The sequence below is a fragment of the Mesorhizobium sp. C268A genome (genome assembly GCF_040324475.1).
Lineage (GTDB): Bacteria > Pseudomonadota > Alphaproteobacteria > Rhizobiales > Rhizobiaceae > Mesorhizobium.
The window spans coordinates 617852-631772 of sequence record NZ_JAMYVX010000001.1 but is presented as its reverse complement, the minus strand read 5'-3'; the positions used below and the strand labels follow the sequence as shown (position 1 = coordinate 631772).

Annotated in this window: 11 protein-coding genes and 2 pseudogenes; 10 read left to right on the top strand and 3 right to left on the bottom strand. The window is 65.1% G+C overall.

The annotated features are described in order from the left end of the window. Positions 1 to 109: 109 nt before the first annotated feature. Genes NKL06_RS03185 through NKL06_RS03175 form a run of 3 tightly spaced genes read left to right on the top strand, consistent with a single transcriptional unit; the run spans position 110 to position 3893 of the window. A complete protein-coding gene (locus NKL06_RS03185; protein WP_023694443.1) occupies positions 110 to 1030 on the top strand; it encodes a carbohydrate ABC transporter permease in 921 nt (306 codons plus the stop codon). Further along, a complete protein-coding gene (locus NKL06_RS03180) occupies positions 1030 to 1887 on the top strand; it encodes a carbohydrate ABC transporter permease (protein ID WP_023694442.1) in 858 nt (285 codons plus the stop codon). Before NKL06_RS03185 ends, NKL06_RS03180 begins: the two co-directional genes overlap by 1 nt. Positions 1888 to 1925: 38 nt before the next feature. Then, complete coding sequence (locus NKL06_RS03175) at positions 1926 to 3893, top strand: glycoside hydrolase family 127 protein (RefSeq protein ID WP_031208788.1); 1968 nt, start codon at positions 1926 to 1928, stop codon at positions 3891 to 3893. Between the two features lies 1 nt (position 3894). On the opposite strand, the gene NKL06_RS03170 is transcribed toward NKL06_RS03175, so the two are convergent. From NKL06_RS03170 to efp, 3 genes are all read right to left on the bottom strand, one after another. Beyond that, on the bottom strand, positions 3895 to 4695 hold the full coding sequence (locus NKL06_RS03170) for an endonuclease/exonuclease/phosphatase family protein (protein WP_023671569.1): 801 nt from the start codon (positions 4693 to 4695) through the stop codon (positions 3895 to 3897). 26 nt (positions 4696 to 4721) lie between these two features. Continuing rightward, positions 4722 to 6182: a phospholipase D-like domain-containing protein gene (locus tag NKL06_RS03165; protein WP_023694440.1), complete on the bottom strand. Its 1461-nt coding sequence runs from the start codon at positions 6180 to 6182 to the stop codon at positions 4722 to 4724. 71 nt (positions 6183 to 6253) lie between these two features. After that, on the bottom strand, positions 6254 to 6823 hold the full coding sequence (efp, locus tag NKL06_RS03160; RefSeq protein WP_023682947.1) for an elongation factor P: 570 nt from the start codon (positions 6821 to 6823) through the stop codon (positions 6254 to 6256). 129 nt (positions 6824 to 6952) lie between these two features. On the opposite strand from efp, the gene epmA reads away from it, so the two are divergent. The 7 genes and pseudogenes from epmA (at position 6953) to lpxK (ending at position 13782) form a co-directional block, all read left to right on the top strand. After that, positions 6953 to 7999, top strand: coding sequence for an EF-P lysine aminoacylase EpmA (gene epmA, locus NKL06_RS03155; protein ID WP_023694439.1), 1047 nt, complete (start codon positions 6953 to 6955; stop codon positions 7997 to 7999). 199 nt (positions 8000 to 8198) lie between these two features. Beyond that, the gene (locus NKL06_RS03150; RefSeq protein WP_031210730.1) at positions 8199 to 9542 is read left to right on the top strand and encodes a TldD/PmbA family protein; all 1344 of its coding nucleotides are present in this window, start codon (positions 8199 to 8201) and stop codon (positions 9540 to 9542) included. Then, positions 9529 to 10335 carry a 3'(2'),5'-bisphosphate nucleotidase CysQ gene (locus NKL06_RS03145; RefSeq protein WP_023694437.1) on the top strand — a complete coding sequence of 269 codons (807 nt, stop codon included), beginning with the start codon at positions 9529 to 9531 and terminating at the stop codon, positions 10333 to 10335. The genes NKL06_RS03150 and NKL06_RS03145 overlap by 14 nt, the downstream gene beginning before the upstream one ends. A gap of 68 nt (positions 10336 to 10403) precedes the next feature. Beyond that, positions 10404 to 10649, top strand: a complete 246-nt coding sequence (locus NKL06_RS03140) for a DUF4170 domain-containing protein (protein ID WP_023682943.1) — start codon at positions 10404 to 10406, stop codon at positions 10647 to 10649. A 5-nt stretch (positions 10650 to 10654) separates the two neighbouring features. Beyond that, positions 10655 to 11443, top strand: coding sequence for a lysophospholipid acyltransferase family protein (locus NKL06_RS03135; protein ID WP_023682942.1), 789 nt, complete (start codon positions 10655 to 10657; stop codon positions 11441 to 11443). Then, positions 11440 to 12755, top strand: a pseudogene (gene waaA / locus NKL06_RS03130) (lipid IV(A) 3-deoxy-D-manno-octulosonic acid transferase). Before NKL06_RS03135 ends, waaA begins: the two are co-directional and overlap by 4 nt. Beyond that, positions 12756 to 13782, top strand: a pseudogene (lpxK, locus tag NKL06_RS03125) (tetraacyldisaccharide 4'-kinase). It begins immediately after the preceding pseudogene. Positions 13783 to 13921 lie beyond the last annotated feature (139 nt).

Genomic DNA, 13921 nt, shown 5'->3' with positions numbered 1-13921 from the left:
CCCTACCTCTCCCTTGCGGGGAGGTCGGACCGCAGGTTCGGGTGGGGGGCCGGCGCCGCACCCCCACCCCGCTGCTGCGCAGCGACCCTCCCCACAAGGGGGAGGGTAAATGACCATCACCACCCCCACCCCGCCACGCGCCAGAAAACTGGTCGGCGCCGGCCGCCGGCAGTGGATCGGCCTGCTCTATGTCGCGCCGGCCGTGGCGCTGGTCGTCGTATTCTTCATCATTCCGCTCGGCATGACGGCCTGGATGTCGCTGCACAACTGGCCGCTGATGGGCGAGCATTTTTACATCGGCTTCGACAATTACCGGGCGATCCTGCGCGACAACCGTTTCTGGAATGCGCTGAGCTTCACCGCCTACTACACCGTGATCGTCACCATCGTGATCTTCGCCGTCGCCTTTCCGCTGGCGCTGTTCATCGAAAAGCCCAGGCGTCTCACCGGCTTTTACCGGACATCCTTCTTCATGCCGGCGGTGGTCGGCTTCGCTTCCGCCAGCCTGCTGTGGTCGTGGCTGCTCAATGTCGATTCCGGCCTGTTCAGCCCGGCCGCCTACGATTTCGGCCTGACCGCGAAGAAGTTCAACCTGCTGGCGACGTTCCAGCCGGCCTTCTGGTCGATCATCGCCATGGTCGTCTGGAAGGTCGCGGGCTTCACCATGATCATCCTGATGACCGGCCTGCAGTCGATCCCGACCGATCTGCAGGAAGCGGCGATGATCGACGGGGCAGGGCCGTTCGCGCGCTTTCGCGCCATCACCCTGCCGCTGATGCGCCGCACGCTGGCGCTGGCGCTGATCCTGTCGATCGCCGGCTCGATCCTCGCCTTCGACCAGTTCTACATCATCCTGCGCGGCGGCCCGCGCAACCAGACGCTGACCGCCGTCTACTGGATCTTCAACCAGTCCTTCGTTTCGTTCAAGCTCGGCTATGGCGCAGCTTTGTCGATGATCCTGCTGGCCATACTGGTGGCGCTCAGCCTGGTCCAGCTGTGGCTGCTGCGCAAGCCGGAGGGCATCGACTGATGGCGCAGGCAAGAAGCCGCAGCAGCCGCCTCTGGCTCAGGATCGCCGAGCATTCGACCGGCATGATCGCCTCAGTGCTGTTCATCGCGCCGATCATCTGGGCCGTGCTGTCGACCTTCAAGCCGGCCCAGGAGGCGCGCCAGCCGCCGCTGCCGCCTTGGCCGACGACAGGCTTTTCGGTCGAGAACTATCGCACGCTCGACACCTTTGGCGACGGCCTCTGGCTGCCGGCGCAAAACAGCCTCTATGTCGCCTCGATGACGGTGATCCTGTCGGTCGTCGTCAGCGTGCTGGCCGGCTACGGGTTTTCGCGCTTCCGCTTTCCCATGAAGGATGTGCTCTTCATCGTCATCCTGTCGACGATCATGATCCCGTTCCAGTCGATCCTGACGCCGATCTTCCTGGTGCTGACCAAGGTCGGCCTGCACAACACGCTGACCGGGCTGGTCCTGGTCTACACCACGCTGCAACTGCCGTTCTCGATCTTCATGATGCGCAACGCCTTCGACGCGGTGCCGCGCGAGATCGAGGAGGCCGCCCGCATGGACGGCGCCAACAACGTCACCATGCTGCTCAAGGTGATGCTGCCGCTGGTCTGGCCGGGCATCGTCACCATCGCGCTGTTCGCCTTCCTCGGCGCCTGGAACGAATTCCTGGCCGCACTGGTGCTGATGACCGACCAGTCCAAATTCACGCTGCCGATCATGATGACCGCGCTGCAGTCGGGCCGCTTCGGCGCCATCGACTGGGGCGCCGTGCAGGCGGGCGTCACCGTGATGATGGTGCCGTGCCTGGTGCTCTTCCTCTTGCTGCAGCGCTTCTACATCCGCGGCCTGATGGCCGGCGCGGTGAAATGACCTGCCGTGAAATGACCAATATCCAACGGAGTGACACGATGACCGCCAAACCATCCGCCAAGCCCGGCAAACTCGCCTTCCGCCCACTGCCGGTGCCGCAGGTCGATGTCCGCGGCTTCTGGGGCGACCGCGTCGATGCCGTGGCGTCGCGCACCGCCGACATCCTGTACGAGCGCTGCGTCGAGGCGCGCATGCTGGAGCAGATCGACCCGGACCGGCCCTCGCCGGGCGTCGTCATTCCGTTCCATTCGCCGTCGCCCGACGAGGCGGCCAGCCCCGGCTTCACCGGCTCGACGGTGACGACGCAGATGTTCTGGGACTCCGATTGGGGCAAGACCATCGAGACCGCGGCCTATTCGCTCTACCGGCGCAAGAACGCGGCACTCGAGACGAAGATCGATGCCGTCATCGACCTCTACGGCAGACTGCAGCAGGAAGACGGTTATCTCTCCAGCTGGTACCAGCGCATCCAGCCCGGGAAGCGCTGGACCAATCTGCGCGATTGCCACGAGCTCTATTGCGCCGGCCATCTGATCGAAGGCGCGGTCGCCTACTACCAGGCCACCGGCAAGCGCAAGCTGCTGGATATCATGTGCCGCTATGTCGACCATATCGCCGACACCTTCGGTCCGGAGCCGGGCAAGAAGAAGGGCTATTGCGGCCATGAGGAGATCGAGCTGGCGCTGGTCAAGCTGGCGCGGGCGACCGGCGAGCAGAAATACATGGACCTGGCCAGGTATTTCATCGACCAGCGCGGGCAACAGCCGCATTATTTCGACGAGGAGGCGCGTGCGCGCGGCGCCGACCCGAAGGCCTATCATTTCAAGACCTATGAGTACAACCAGTCGCACAAGCCGGTGCGCGAGCAGGACAAGGTCGTCGGCCATGCGGTCAGGGCGATGTACCTCTATTCCGGCATGGCCGACATCGCCACCGAATATGGCGACGACACGCTCAGGGTAGCGCTCGACCGTCTGTGGAACGATCTCACCACCAAGAACCTCTATGTCACCGGCGGCCTCGGGCCATCGGCGCACAATGAGGGTTTTACCAACGACTACGACCTGCCCAACGAAACCGCCTATGCCGAGACCTGTGCCTCGGTCGGCCTCGTGTTTTGGGCCAGCCGCATGCTCGGCATGGGTCCCAACGCCCGCTACGCCGACATGATGGAGCGGGCGCTCTACAACGGCTCGATCTCCGGCCTGTCGCTCGACGGCTCCCTGTTCTTCTACGAGAACCCGCTGGAGAGCCGGGGCAGGCACAATCGCTGGAAATGGCATCGCTGCCCCTGTTGCCCGCCCAATATCGGCCGCATGGTCGCCTCCATCGGCAGCTATTTCTACTCCCTGTCGGATGATGCGCTGGCAGTCCATCTCTACGGCGACAGCACCGCGCGCTTCGACATATCGAACCGGGCGGTCAGTCTGATTCAGACCAGCAATTATCCTTGGGATGGCGCGGTCTCGATCCGGATCGAAGCCGAAGCGCCGGTCGAGTTCACCTTGCACCTGCGCGTCCCCTCCTGGTGCGGCAAGGCGGCGCTCAAGATCAACGGCGCCGCGGTCGATCTGGACGGCATCACCAGCGACGGCTATGCCGCGATCCGGCGCGAGTGGCGCCAGGGCGACCGGGTCGAACTCGATCTCGAAATGTCGATCGCCCGTCTGTTCGCCAATCCGGAGGTGCGTCAGGACATCGGCCGCGTCGCACTTGCGCGCGGTCCGCTGATCTATTGCGTCGAGGAGACCGACAATGCCGGCCAGTTGCATCGGATCGCTCTGCCGCGAACGGCAAAAATCGAGGCGCATGCCGAGCCGAACCTGCTCGGCGGCATCGTCACGCTTTCGGCACTTGGCAGCAAGGAAGCCCAGGAAAACTGGGAAACCGGGCTCTATCGCACCGATCCGCCGGCGGTGAGCGAAACGAAAATCACCGCCGTCCCGTACTTTGCCTGGGACAACCGTGAACCCGGTGAGATGCTGGTCTGGCTGCGGGACGGATGAATTAGAGGCTGACAAACGCCGTCAGCGGCAAATGATCCGACGCAACCCGCGACAGCGGCGTGTCATGGGCTTCCACCGACGAGACCATGCCGTGCCGGTTGGCCATGATCCGGTCGAGCGCCAGCACCGGCAGGCCTGAGGGAAAAGTCGGCACCGCCGCCGGCGTGAAACCAAAGGTGGCGTGCAGCGTCTTGAGCGCCGAGCGGTTGCCCAGCCGCCATTCGTTGAGGTCGCCGAGCAGCAGGGTCGGCCTTTCATCCTGGTTGCTCATGATGTCGAGCACGACGCGGGCCTGCTCCGAACGCGAGCGGCGCAACAGGCCGAGATGCGCGGCGATGACGCGCAGAGTGCGCGTTTCGTCGAGGTCGATCTCGGCAACCAGCGCGCCGCGGGGCTCCAGTCCCGGAAGCTTGATCTGATGGACGTCGCGCACGGTGCCGCGCTTGAACAAAAGCACGTTGCCGCGCCAGCCATGGCCCTTGCCGCTTCCGGAAACCGGCACCGGCACAAGCCCTGTTTCGTGTTCGATCCGGGCAAGGTCGAGCAGCCCGGCGCGATCGCCGAAGCGGTTGTCGGCCTCCTGCAGCGCGATGACGTCGGGGCCGATCTCGCGGATGACGCGAGCGGTCCGTTCGGGGTCGAACCTGCGGTCGGTGCCGATGCATTTGTGGACGTTGTAGGAGGCGACCACCATCTGGGCCCCTTCAATGTGCTTGCGCGGCGTCGCGTTCGCCTTGCGCGCTTTCCTGCCGCGGATCGACAGGAGCACGGTTTCAGGAAGGCTGCGTCCGTTTATATCCATAGGCCTGCGTTCAATCTGTCCTGATTCTAAAGATAGGGCGATCCCAGCCATAACAACCGGTCAAAAACCCGGATGACAAATGGCCGCGCTCTTAGGGTTGCGAGTGTGACGGGTTTGGCGGAAGCGATTGCCGCTCCGATGCGCCCCTCGATCTCGGCGGCAAAGCCGGTATCCAGCACCTCCAGGTCGATTTCGAAATTCAGCCGCAGCGAGCGGGCGTCGAGGTTGGAGGAGCCGACATAGGCCCAGACGCCATCGACCGACAACAGCTTCGAATGGTTGAACGACCCCTCATGCCGCCAGACGCGGCAATAGTGCTTCAGCACCTGGTCGTATTGCGCCGTCATGGCGCGGCCGACCAGGAAGAGATTGTTGACCGCGGGCACGACGATGTCGATCTCGACGCCGCGCCGGGCCGCCGTGACCAGCGCGCTGACAAATTCCCGGTCCGGCAGGAAATAGGGCGACATGATGCGGATCGATTTGCGGGCGACGGAAAATGCCCCCGTCAGCAATTTGTGGTTGGTTTCGATGCTGGCGTCCGGCCCCGACGCCACCGCCCGCACCAGGATCGGCTGACCGGGAGGCGGCGAGGGCCTTTCTACGTGCCAAACCTCGTCCTTGAGGGCCTCGTTGCCGGCAAAACGCCAGTCTTCGGCGGCAACCGCGAACAGGTCGGCCACGACCAGCCCCGTCACCTGGAAATGCGTATCCGCGGAACTGGCGCTGCCGGCGAATTCGGCCGAAAATCCCTTGCGGATGTTCATGCCTCCCGTGAACGCCACCACACCGTCGACGATCAGGATTTTCCTGTGCGTCCTCAAATTCGCATAGGGAAGTCTCAGGCCCATGACGATGTTGCCGTTGAACAGATCGACGGTGACGCCGGCTTCCCGGAGTGTCCCAAGGATGCTGGGCACGGAATAACGCACGCCGACCGCATCGATCAGCACGCGAACCGTCACACCGCGCCGGACCGCGCCGGCCAGCGATTCCACAAAACGTCGTCCGATCTCGTCATTGTCGAAGATGTAGGTCTCGAGCAGAATGCTGCGCTGTGCGCTGTCTATCGCCCGGCACATTGCTGCGTAAGCTTCGTCGCCGGTCCTGAGGATCGTGATCGCGTTTGCCGACGTCAGTGCGCGCCGCGCCACCCTGTCGCCTAGCGTCTTCAGGCCGGCAAAGCGCTGGCCGAATTCGGCTGAGATGAGTGTTTCGAGCGCAATGTCGTGGTCGTGTTTGGCTGTCTCGGCTTCACCGGCGACGGGCCGCATGGCGCTGATCGTGGCGCGTCGGATGCGGTTGATGCCGGCAATGGCATAGATGATCGCGCCAAGGAACGGCGACAAGATCATCACGCCGACCCAGCCGGTGGCGGCGCGCACGTCTTCCTTGGTCATGATTGCGTGGACGATGCCGATGGCGGCCATCAGCATCGGAATGATCACAAGGATCAGAGGCCAGTAGGTCACAAAGGTCTGCCACATCGGCGGGACTATCGAGCCAGCGGCCGCAGAAGGCAATGCAACGGATCAACCAGGACGGAGGCGCTCGCGCCTCAGTCCTTCGCCCGCTCCACATAAGCGCCATCGGCCGTCATCACCACCACGCGGGTACCCGGCGCGATGTGCGGCGGCACCAGCGTGCGCACGCCGTTGGAAAGCACGGCCGGCTTGTATGACGAGGACGCCGTCTGGCCTTTGGTCGTCGGCTCCGTCTCGACCACTTCGAAAGTAGCGCGCTGCGGCAGCACCAGGGCTATGGCGATGCCGTTGAACTGCGAGATCTGCACCGCCATGCCTTCGAGCAGGTAGGGCGCCATGTCGCCGACCACGCTTTCCGGCACCGCGACCTGGTCGTAGCTTTCCGGGTTCATGAAGTGATACCCCTCGGCGTCGGCGTAGAGGAAGGTGTGCTCGCGCTCCTCGACATAGGCGCGCTCGACCTGCTCGGTGGTGCGGTAGCGCTCCGAAACCTTCACCCCGTCGGAGATGCGGCGCATGTCGAGCTGGGTGACCGGCGTACCCTTGCCAGGGTGGATGTTTTCGGCAAAGAGGATGACGTAAAGCTTGCCGTCCTTGTCGACGACATTGCCTTTACGGAGCGAACTGGCGATGACCTTCACCACGGTTTTCAATCCTAGACTTCGTTGGCCTGAAACGATCGTTCGGCGCAAATCGGCTGCGAGAGCCGTCGCCGTAGCGCATCTTGGCCCGAACCGCCAGCCCTGTCAGCAATTCCGTTGCCCGGCAAACCCATGACTGGCGCTTCGCCCTGGTGGACGCCGGATGTTCACGCCGACCGCCGGCCGCGGCTGATGGCCCGCAACGCCATAGCTGCCGCAATGCGCGGCTGGTTTGGCGAGCGCGACTTCATCGAGGTCGAGACGGCGGCATTGCAGATTTCGCCCGGCAACGAGGCGCATCTCTCAGCCTTCGCCACCGAGGCGATCGGCGCCGACGGTGCGCGCCGGCCGCTTTACCTCCACACCTCACCGGAATTCGCCTGCAAGAAGCTGCTTGCCGCCGGCGAACGGCGCATCTTCAGCCTGGGCGCCGTCTGGCGCAACCGCGAGCGCGGTCCTTTGCATCACCCGGAGTTCACCATGCTCGAATGGTACCGAGTCGGCGAAACCTATGAGAGCCTGATGGCTGATTGCGCCGAACTGCTGAAGCTCGCGGCTGAGCGGGCCGGCGCCAAAACCTTCCGCTTTCGCGGCCGCGAGGCCGATCCGTTTGCCGAGCCGGAACGCGTGAGCGTGGCGGAAGCTTTTGCGCGTTACGCCGGCATCGATCTTCTTGCCACCGTTTCTGCCGATGGCGGCACAGACCGCGCCGCACTTCATGATGCTCTGGTCAAGGCCGGCCTGCGCACGGCCGACGATGACAACTGGGCCGATTTGTTCAGCCGCGTGATGGTGGAAACGGTCGAACCGATGCTGGGGCAGGGGCGGGCCACAATCCTCTATGGCTATCCGATCTCCGAGGCCGCCTTGGCCCGGCCGAGCGCGGAGGACCAGCGCGTGGCCGAGCGCTTCGAGCTCTATTGCTGCGGCGTCGAGCTCGCCAATGCTTTTGGCGAACTGACCGATCCGGCCGAGCAGCGCCGGCGCTTTGCCGCCGAGATGGACGAGAAGGAGCGCGTCTATGGCGAGCGCTATCCGCTGGATGAGGATTTTCTCGCCGCCCTCGCCATCATGCCGCAAGCCAGCGGCTCGGCGCTTGGCTTCGACCGGCTGGTGATGCTGGCAACGGGCGCGACGAGGATCGATGACGTGATCTGGACGCCGGTCGCCACTCCTTGACGGAAATCGGCCTCGGTTAAACTCACAAACCGGTCAAGCCGCGCGTCTGTGGCGGCCGCCGCGGATGGGCTTTGCGGGCCGCTTGGGCGCTATGCCGCAGCGGGACAATTGCCCGTGCGCCATTGCACAAGCCGCATTGGGACAATAGATGGTGCAACAGCCGCTACCGCCCGGCGCGGCTTCAGCCAGGACCACGCGCATGACCCATACATCAGAGGCAGCGAAATTGACCGACCGCGTCGCGGCACTGGTCGAGGCTGCCAAGCGGGCCGGCGCCGACGCCGCCGACGCGGTTGCCGTGCGCGGCCGCTCGATCGGCGTGTCGGTGCGGCTGGGCAAGGTCGAGAACACTGAGGCGTCCGAGGGCGACGATGTCTCGCTGCGCGTCTTCGTCGGCAACCGGGTGGCGAGCGTCTCGGCGACGGCGGCATCGGACCCCAGGGCATTGGCCGAGCGCGCCGTGGCCATGGCCAAAGTCTCGCCCGAGGATCCCTATCAGGGTCTCGCCGATCCGGCTTTGCTGGTCGGCAAGGTGCGCGACCTCGATCTGTTCGACGCCACCGAGGTTTCGGCCGATCAGTTGAAAGAAGCGGCCCTTGCCGCCGAGGAAGCAGCCCTTGCCGTCAAGGGCGTCACCAATTCGGCCGGCAGCGGCGCCAGCGCCGGTCTTGGCGGGCTGGTGCTGGCCACGTCGAACGGCTTCGTCGGCCACTATGTCGCATCGCGCTTTTCGCGTTCGGCCAGCGTTATTGCGGGCGAAGGCACCGGCATGGAGCGCGACTACGAATACTCCTCGAACCAGCATTTTTCCGATCTCGACGCGCCGGACCTGATCGGCCGCAAGGCCGGCGAGCGCGCCGTGCGCCGCCTCGGCGCACGCAAGGCGGCGACCGGTCCGGTCAACGTGGTGTTCGACCCGCGCGTCGCGCGCGGCATTGCCGGCCATCTCGCCGGCGCCATCAACGGCGCTTCGGTGGCGCGCAAGACCAGTTTTTTGCGCGAGATGATGGGCAAGCAGGTTGCGTCGGCTGCCATCACCGTCACCGACGAACCGCTGCGGCGTCGCGGCCAGGCCTCGCGCCCGTTCGACGGCGAAGGCGTCGAGGGCGAAGAGCTGTTGATGGTCGAGAACGGCGTGCTGAAGCACTGGTTCCTGTCGACGTCCGCCGCGCGGGAATTAGGGCTGACCACCAACGGACGCGGCGCGCGCAGCGGCTCGTCGGTATCGCCGTCTTCGACCAATCTCGCCATCGAGCCGGGCGACAGGACGCCGGAAGACCTGATCAGGTCGCTAAAATCCGGCTTTTATGTCACTGAAGTGTTCGGCCAGGGCGTCGACATGGTGACCGGCGAATACAGCCGTGGCGCATCCGGCTTCTGGATCGACAATGGTGAGCTTGCCTATCCGGTGGCCGAGGTGACCATCGCCTCGAATTTGAAGACGATGTTCCTCAATATGGTTCCGGCGAGCGATCTTGACCGCGATTTCGGCACTGCCGCACCGACGCTGCTGATCGAAGGAATGACCCTTGCCGGAGCGTGACCCGGTCATATCGGCCGGGGCCTCGGAAGACCTCGATCTGCTGCGCGACGCCGCCCGCGAGGCGGGCGCGATCGCCATGCGCTATTTCGGCAAAAACCCGCAAGTGTGGATGAAGGGCGGCACCTCGCCGGTCAGCGAAGCCGACCACGCGGCGGACGCCTATCTGCGCGATACCCTACTGGCGGCCCGGCCGGACTATGGCTGGCTGTCGGAGGAAACGACTGACGATCCGGCGCGGCTTCTGGCGCGGCGCACCTTTGTCGTCGACCCCATAGACGGCACCCGCGGCTTCCTCGAAGGTCTGCGCTCGTGGTGCGTCAGCGTCGCGGTGGTCGAGAATGGCCGCACGCTCACCGGTGTGCTCGAATGTCCGGCCAAGGGCGAAACCTATTGGGCGCTGCCTGGCCGTGGAGCTTTCCGCAACGGCAAGCCGATTGCCGTGCGCGGCCTGGGTAAGACGGTCGAGATCGGCGGGCTGAAGCAGTTGATCGACCTGATGCCGGCGCAATGGCAGGGCCGGGTGCGGCGGGCGGCGCACATTCCCTCTCTCGCCTACCGGCTGGCGATGGTCGCCAACGGCACGCTCGACGCAACCTTCGTCAAGCCCAACGCGCATGACTGGGATATCGCCGCCGCCGATCTCATCTTGCGCGAGGCTGGCGGCGCCGTGCTCGACGGCCATGGCCGCGCGCCGCTTTATGCCGGGGAGATCATCCGTCACGGCGCGCTGGTCGCCGGCAGCGGGCAGTTGCTGACCGTGCTTGCCGGCGTCATTGCCGATACGGAAGCGTGATCGAAGGTTCCAAAGTCGGCAGCTTTGGGCTAGACCTGTCGCAAACTCACAATATGTGAAGGACCGAAATGGCCGCGGAAGACGGAAAGAAACAGCTTTTGCACCTGGTGTTCGGCGGCGAGCTGAAGAAGCTGGGAGGCACCGAGTTCCGCGATCTCGACGCGCTCGACATCGTTGGGGTTTATCCGGACTATCAAACCGCGCACACCGCGTGGAAGGCAAAGGCGCAAGCCAGCGTGGACAATGCCCATATGCGCTATTTCGTCGTCCATCTGCACCGGCTGCTCGACCCTGAAAGCAAGGCCGCCGGTTGACAGCGATGGAGCATGAAGCGGTGAAAGGGCAGCCCACCGGCGCCGCGGTCCGAAGAAGACGCGGCGGCAGTTCGAAGACATTCTGGCGCAAGATCCGCGAGCCGTTGGCGCAGTCGCGAATCGTCAAGAGCATGATCGTCAGCCTGCTCGCCCAGTTCGTCCGCCTGGTGCGCCTGACCAACCGCGTGGTCGAAGGCTCGGCTAAATTTTCAGGCGGCGACTACGCCGAATTCGAACCCGGCATCATCGCGCTCTGGCATGGCCAGCATCTGCTGACCCCAGCCTATTATCCCAAGGGACGGCCGCTGGTCGCCATGGTCTCGCGCAGCGCCGACGCCGAACTCAACGCGCTGATGATCGAAAAATTCGGCATCGAGGCGGTGCGCGGCTCCGGCGGGCGTGAAAGCACGAAGCATCTCGACAAGGGCGGCGCCAAGGCGCTCATCGCCCTGAAAAAGTCACTCGTGGCCGGCAAGAACGTCGCCATGATCGCCGACATTCCCCACGGCACGCCGCGCGACGCGGGGCTTGGTATCGTTCTGCTGGCACGCCTTTCCGGCCGGCCGATCATGCCTGCCGCCATCGCCACCAGCCGCCGCAAGGTGCTGGAAAGGAGCTGGGACAAGACCACCATCAACCTGCCGTTCGGCCGCTCCTCGATCGTCATCGGAACGCCGGTTTTCGTGCCGGCCAATGCCGACGAGGCCGAAATGGAGCGCAAGCGCCAGGAAGTCACGGCCGCGCTCAATGCCGCAACCGCCGAGGCCTATCGGCTCGTGGACGGCAGGCCATGAGCGTCGGCTGGGCGCGCGCCTTCCTGGCGGCCTACCGCCTTGCCGGTGCAGCCGCCTATCCGCTGATGGGTCCCTATGTCGCCTGGCGCACATCGCAGGGCAAGGAAGACCGCAGCCGCAGCCGTGAGCGCTACGGCGTTGCCGGGCGGCCGCGCCCCGAAGGGCCGGTGATCTGGATCCATGCGGCAAGCGTCGGCGAGACCCTTGCGGTCGTGCCGCTGGTGCAAAGCATCCTCGACTACGGTGTCAACATCGTGCTGACGACGGGAACAGTGACCTCGGCGCAGGTTGCCGACGAACGGCTGGGCGACCGCATCATCCACCAATATGTTCCGCTCGACCTCAAGCCGGCCGTCAGCCGCTTTCTCGATCACTGGCGGCCGGACCTGGCTATCATCGCCGAATCCGAGATATGGCCGATGACCATCCTCGAACTCGGCGCCCGACACGTGCCGCAGGTGCTGGTCAACGGCCGGCTCTCCGACCGTTCGTTCAGATCCTGGAAGAAGCGCGCCAACATCGCCGAGGCGCTGTTCGAGAACCTCGCACACGTCGTTGCCCAGTCGGATGTCGACGGCGAACGGTTTCGCGCGCTTGGCGCCCGGCCGGTCACCGTGTCCGGCAACCTCAAGGTCGACACCTTGCCGCCGCCGGTCGACGAACGGGCGCTGGCGACGCTGAAGCGCCAGATCGCCGGCCGCCCGACCTGGGCGGCAATTTCGACCCATGACGGCGAGGAGGTGGTCGCGGCGGAAGTCCACGCCACGCTCTACAAGCGCCACCATGGCCTGCTGACGATCATCGTCCCGCGTCATCCCGACCGCGCCGAAGCGCTGGCCGCACAGATTTCCGGCATGGGCCTGAAGCTGGCGCGGCGCAGCAAGGGCGACCGGATCACCGCCGACACCGATATCCTGCTCGGCGATACGATCGGCGAGATGGGGCTTTATCTCCGGCTGACGGAAATCGCCTTTGTCGGCCGCTCGCTGACCTCGGAAGGCGGCCAGAATCCGCTGGAGCCGGCCATGCTCGACACCGCTGTGCTGGCCGGCCGCAACGTCCAGAATTTCGCGAGGCCTATCAGCGCCTGCTCGACAGCGGCGGCGCCAAGCTGGTGCGCGACCGCGACATGCTGGCCGGCGCCGTCAATTTCCTGCTGAGCAATGAAGTTGCGCGCCATGAGATGATGGCGGCCGGTGCCGCCACAGTCGACCAGATGCGCGGTGCGCTGGCGCACACGCTGAAGTCGCTCGAGCCTTATATCCAGCCATTGATCGTCAAGTCGCGCCTGAAGGGCGCCGACGGGCGATAGGTGGCGTCGGAAGCACCACCTTTCTGGTGGGAAGCGCCGGACTGGCGGGTCTTTGCGCTGTCGCCGCTATCAGCGGTCTATGGCATGGTCGCCGGCCGCCATATGCATCGGGCGATACGTGAAAAGATCGACGCGCCAGTGCTTTGCGTCGGCAACTTCACCGTCGGCGGCAGCGGCAAGACGCCGGTCGCCATCGCGCTGGCCAAGCAGGCCCGGCGCATGCAGCTCAATCCCGGATTCCTGTCGCGCGGCCATGGCGGCTCGTTCGCGCAGCCGCATGTCGTCGATGCCAGTCACGACGCTGCAAAGCATGTCGGCGACGAGCCGCTGCTTTTGGCCGAGCACGCGCCGGTTGCGGTGAGCCCCAACCGCGCTGCCGGCGCCAAGCTGCTCCTGGAAGCCCATGGTTGCGATTTCCTGATCATGGATGACGGTTTCAGAGCGCGCGCATCCATATGACTATGCGCTGGTCGTCGTCGACGCCCGCTACGGCATCGGCAACGGCCGCGTCATTCCGGGTGGACCGCTGAGAGCCAACATCGTCGACCAACTGGTGTTCACCGATGGGCTGTTGAAGATGGGCGAGGGCGCTGCCGCCGACAAGGTCGTGCGCCAGGCGGCGCGCGCCGGCCGGCCGATCTTCGAGGCGCATGCCGAGCCCGCCGCCAAGGAGCGGTTCGCCGGCCGGCGGTTCCTCGCCTTTGCCGGCATCGGTCACCCCGAAAAATTCTTCGAGACGCTGCGCGGCACGGGCGCGGAAGTGGCGCTGAGCCGGTCGTTTCCGGACCATCATTTTTATGCCCCCGACGAACTCGCCGAACTGGCGGCAACCGCGCGCCGTGAGGGACTGGGCCTCGTGACCACCGCCAAGGACGCAGCCCGGCTGCGCCACGGCGCTGCCCCGGCCGATTTCCTCGCTGAACTCGCCGTGCTGGAGATCGACGCCACGTTCGAACTCGACACTGTGCCGGAGCGCATCATCGACGAGACGCTGGATGCCTGGAGACAGCGGAAGCTGCGAGGGTAGGGCGTGCAGCGTCACGCGGAGATGCTGGCGGGACAGCACCCCCCTCTGGCCTGCCGGCCATCTCCCCCGCAAGGAGGGAGATCAGCAGCTTTGCCAATGGCGCTCATTCTGCAACGCTGTTGATTTGGCGAAAGCAAAG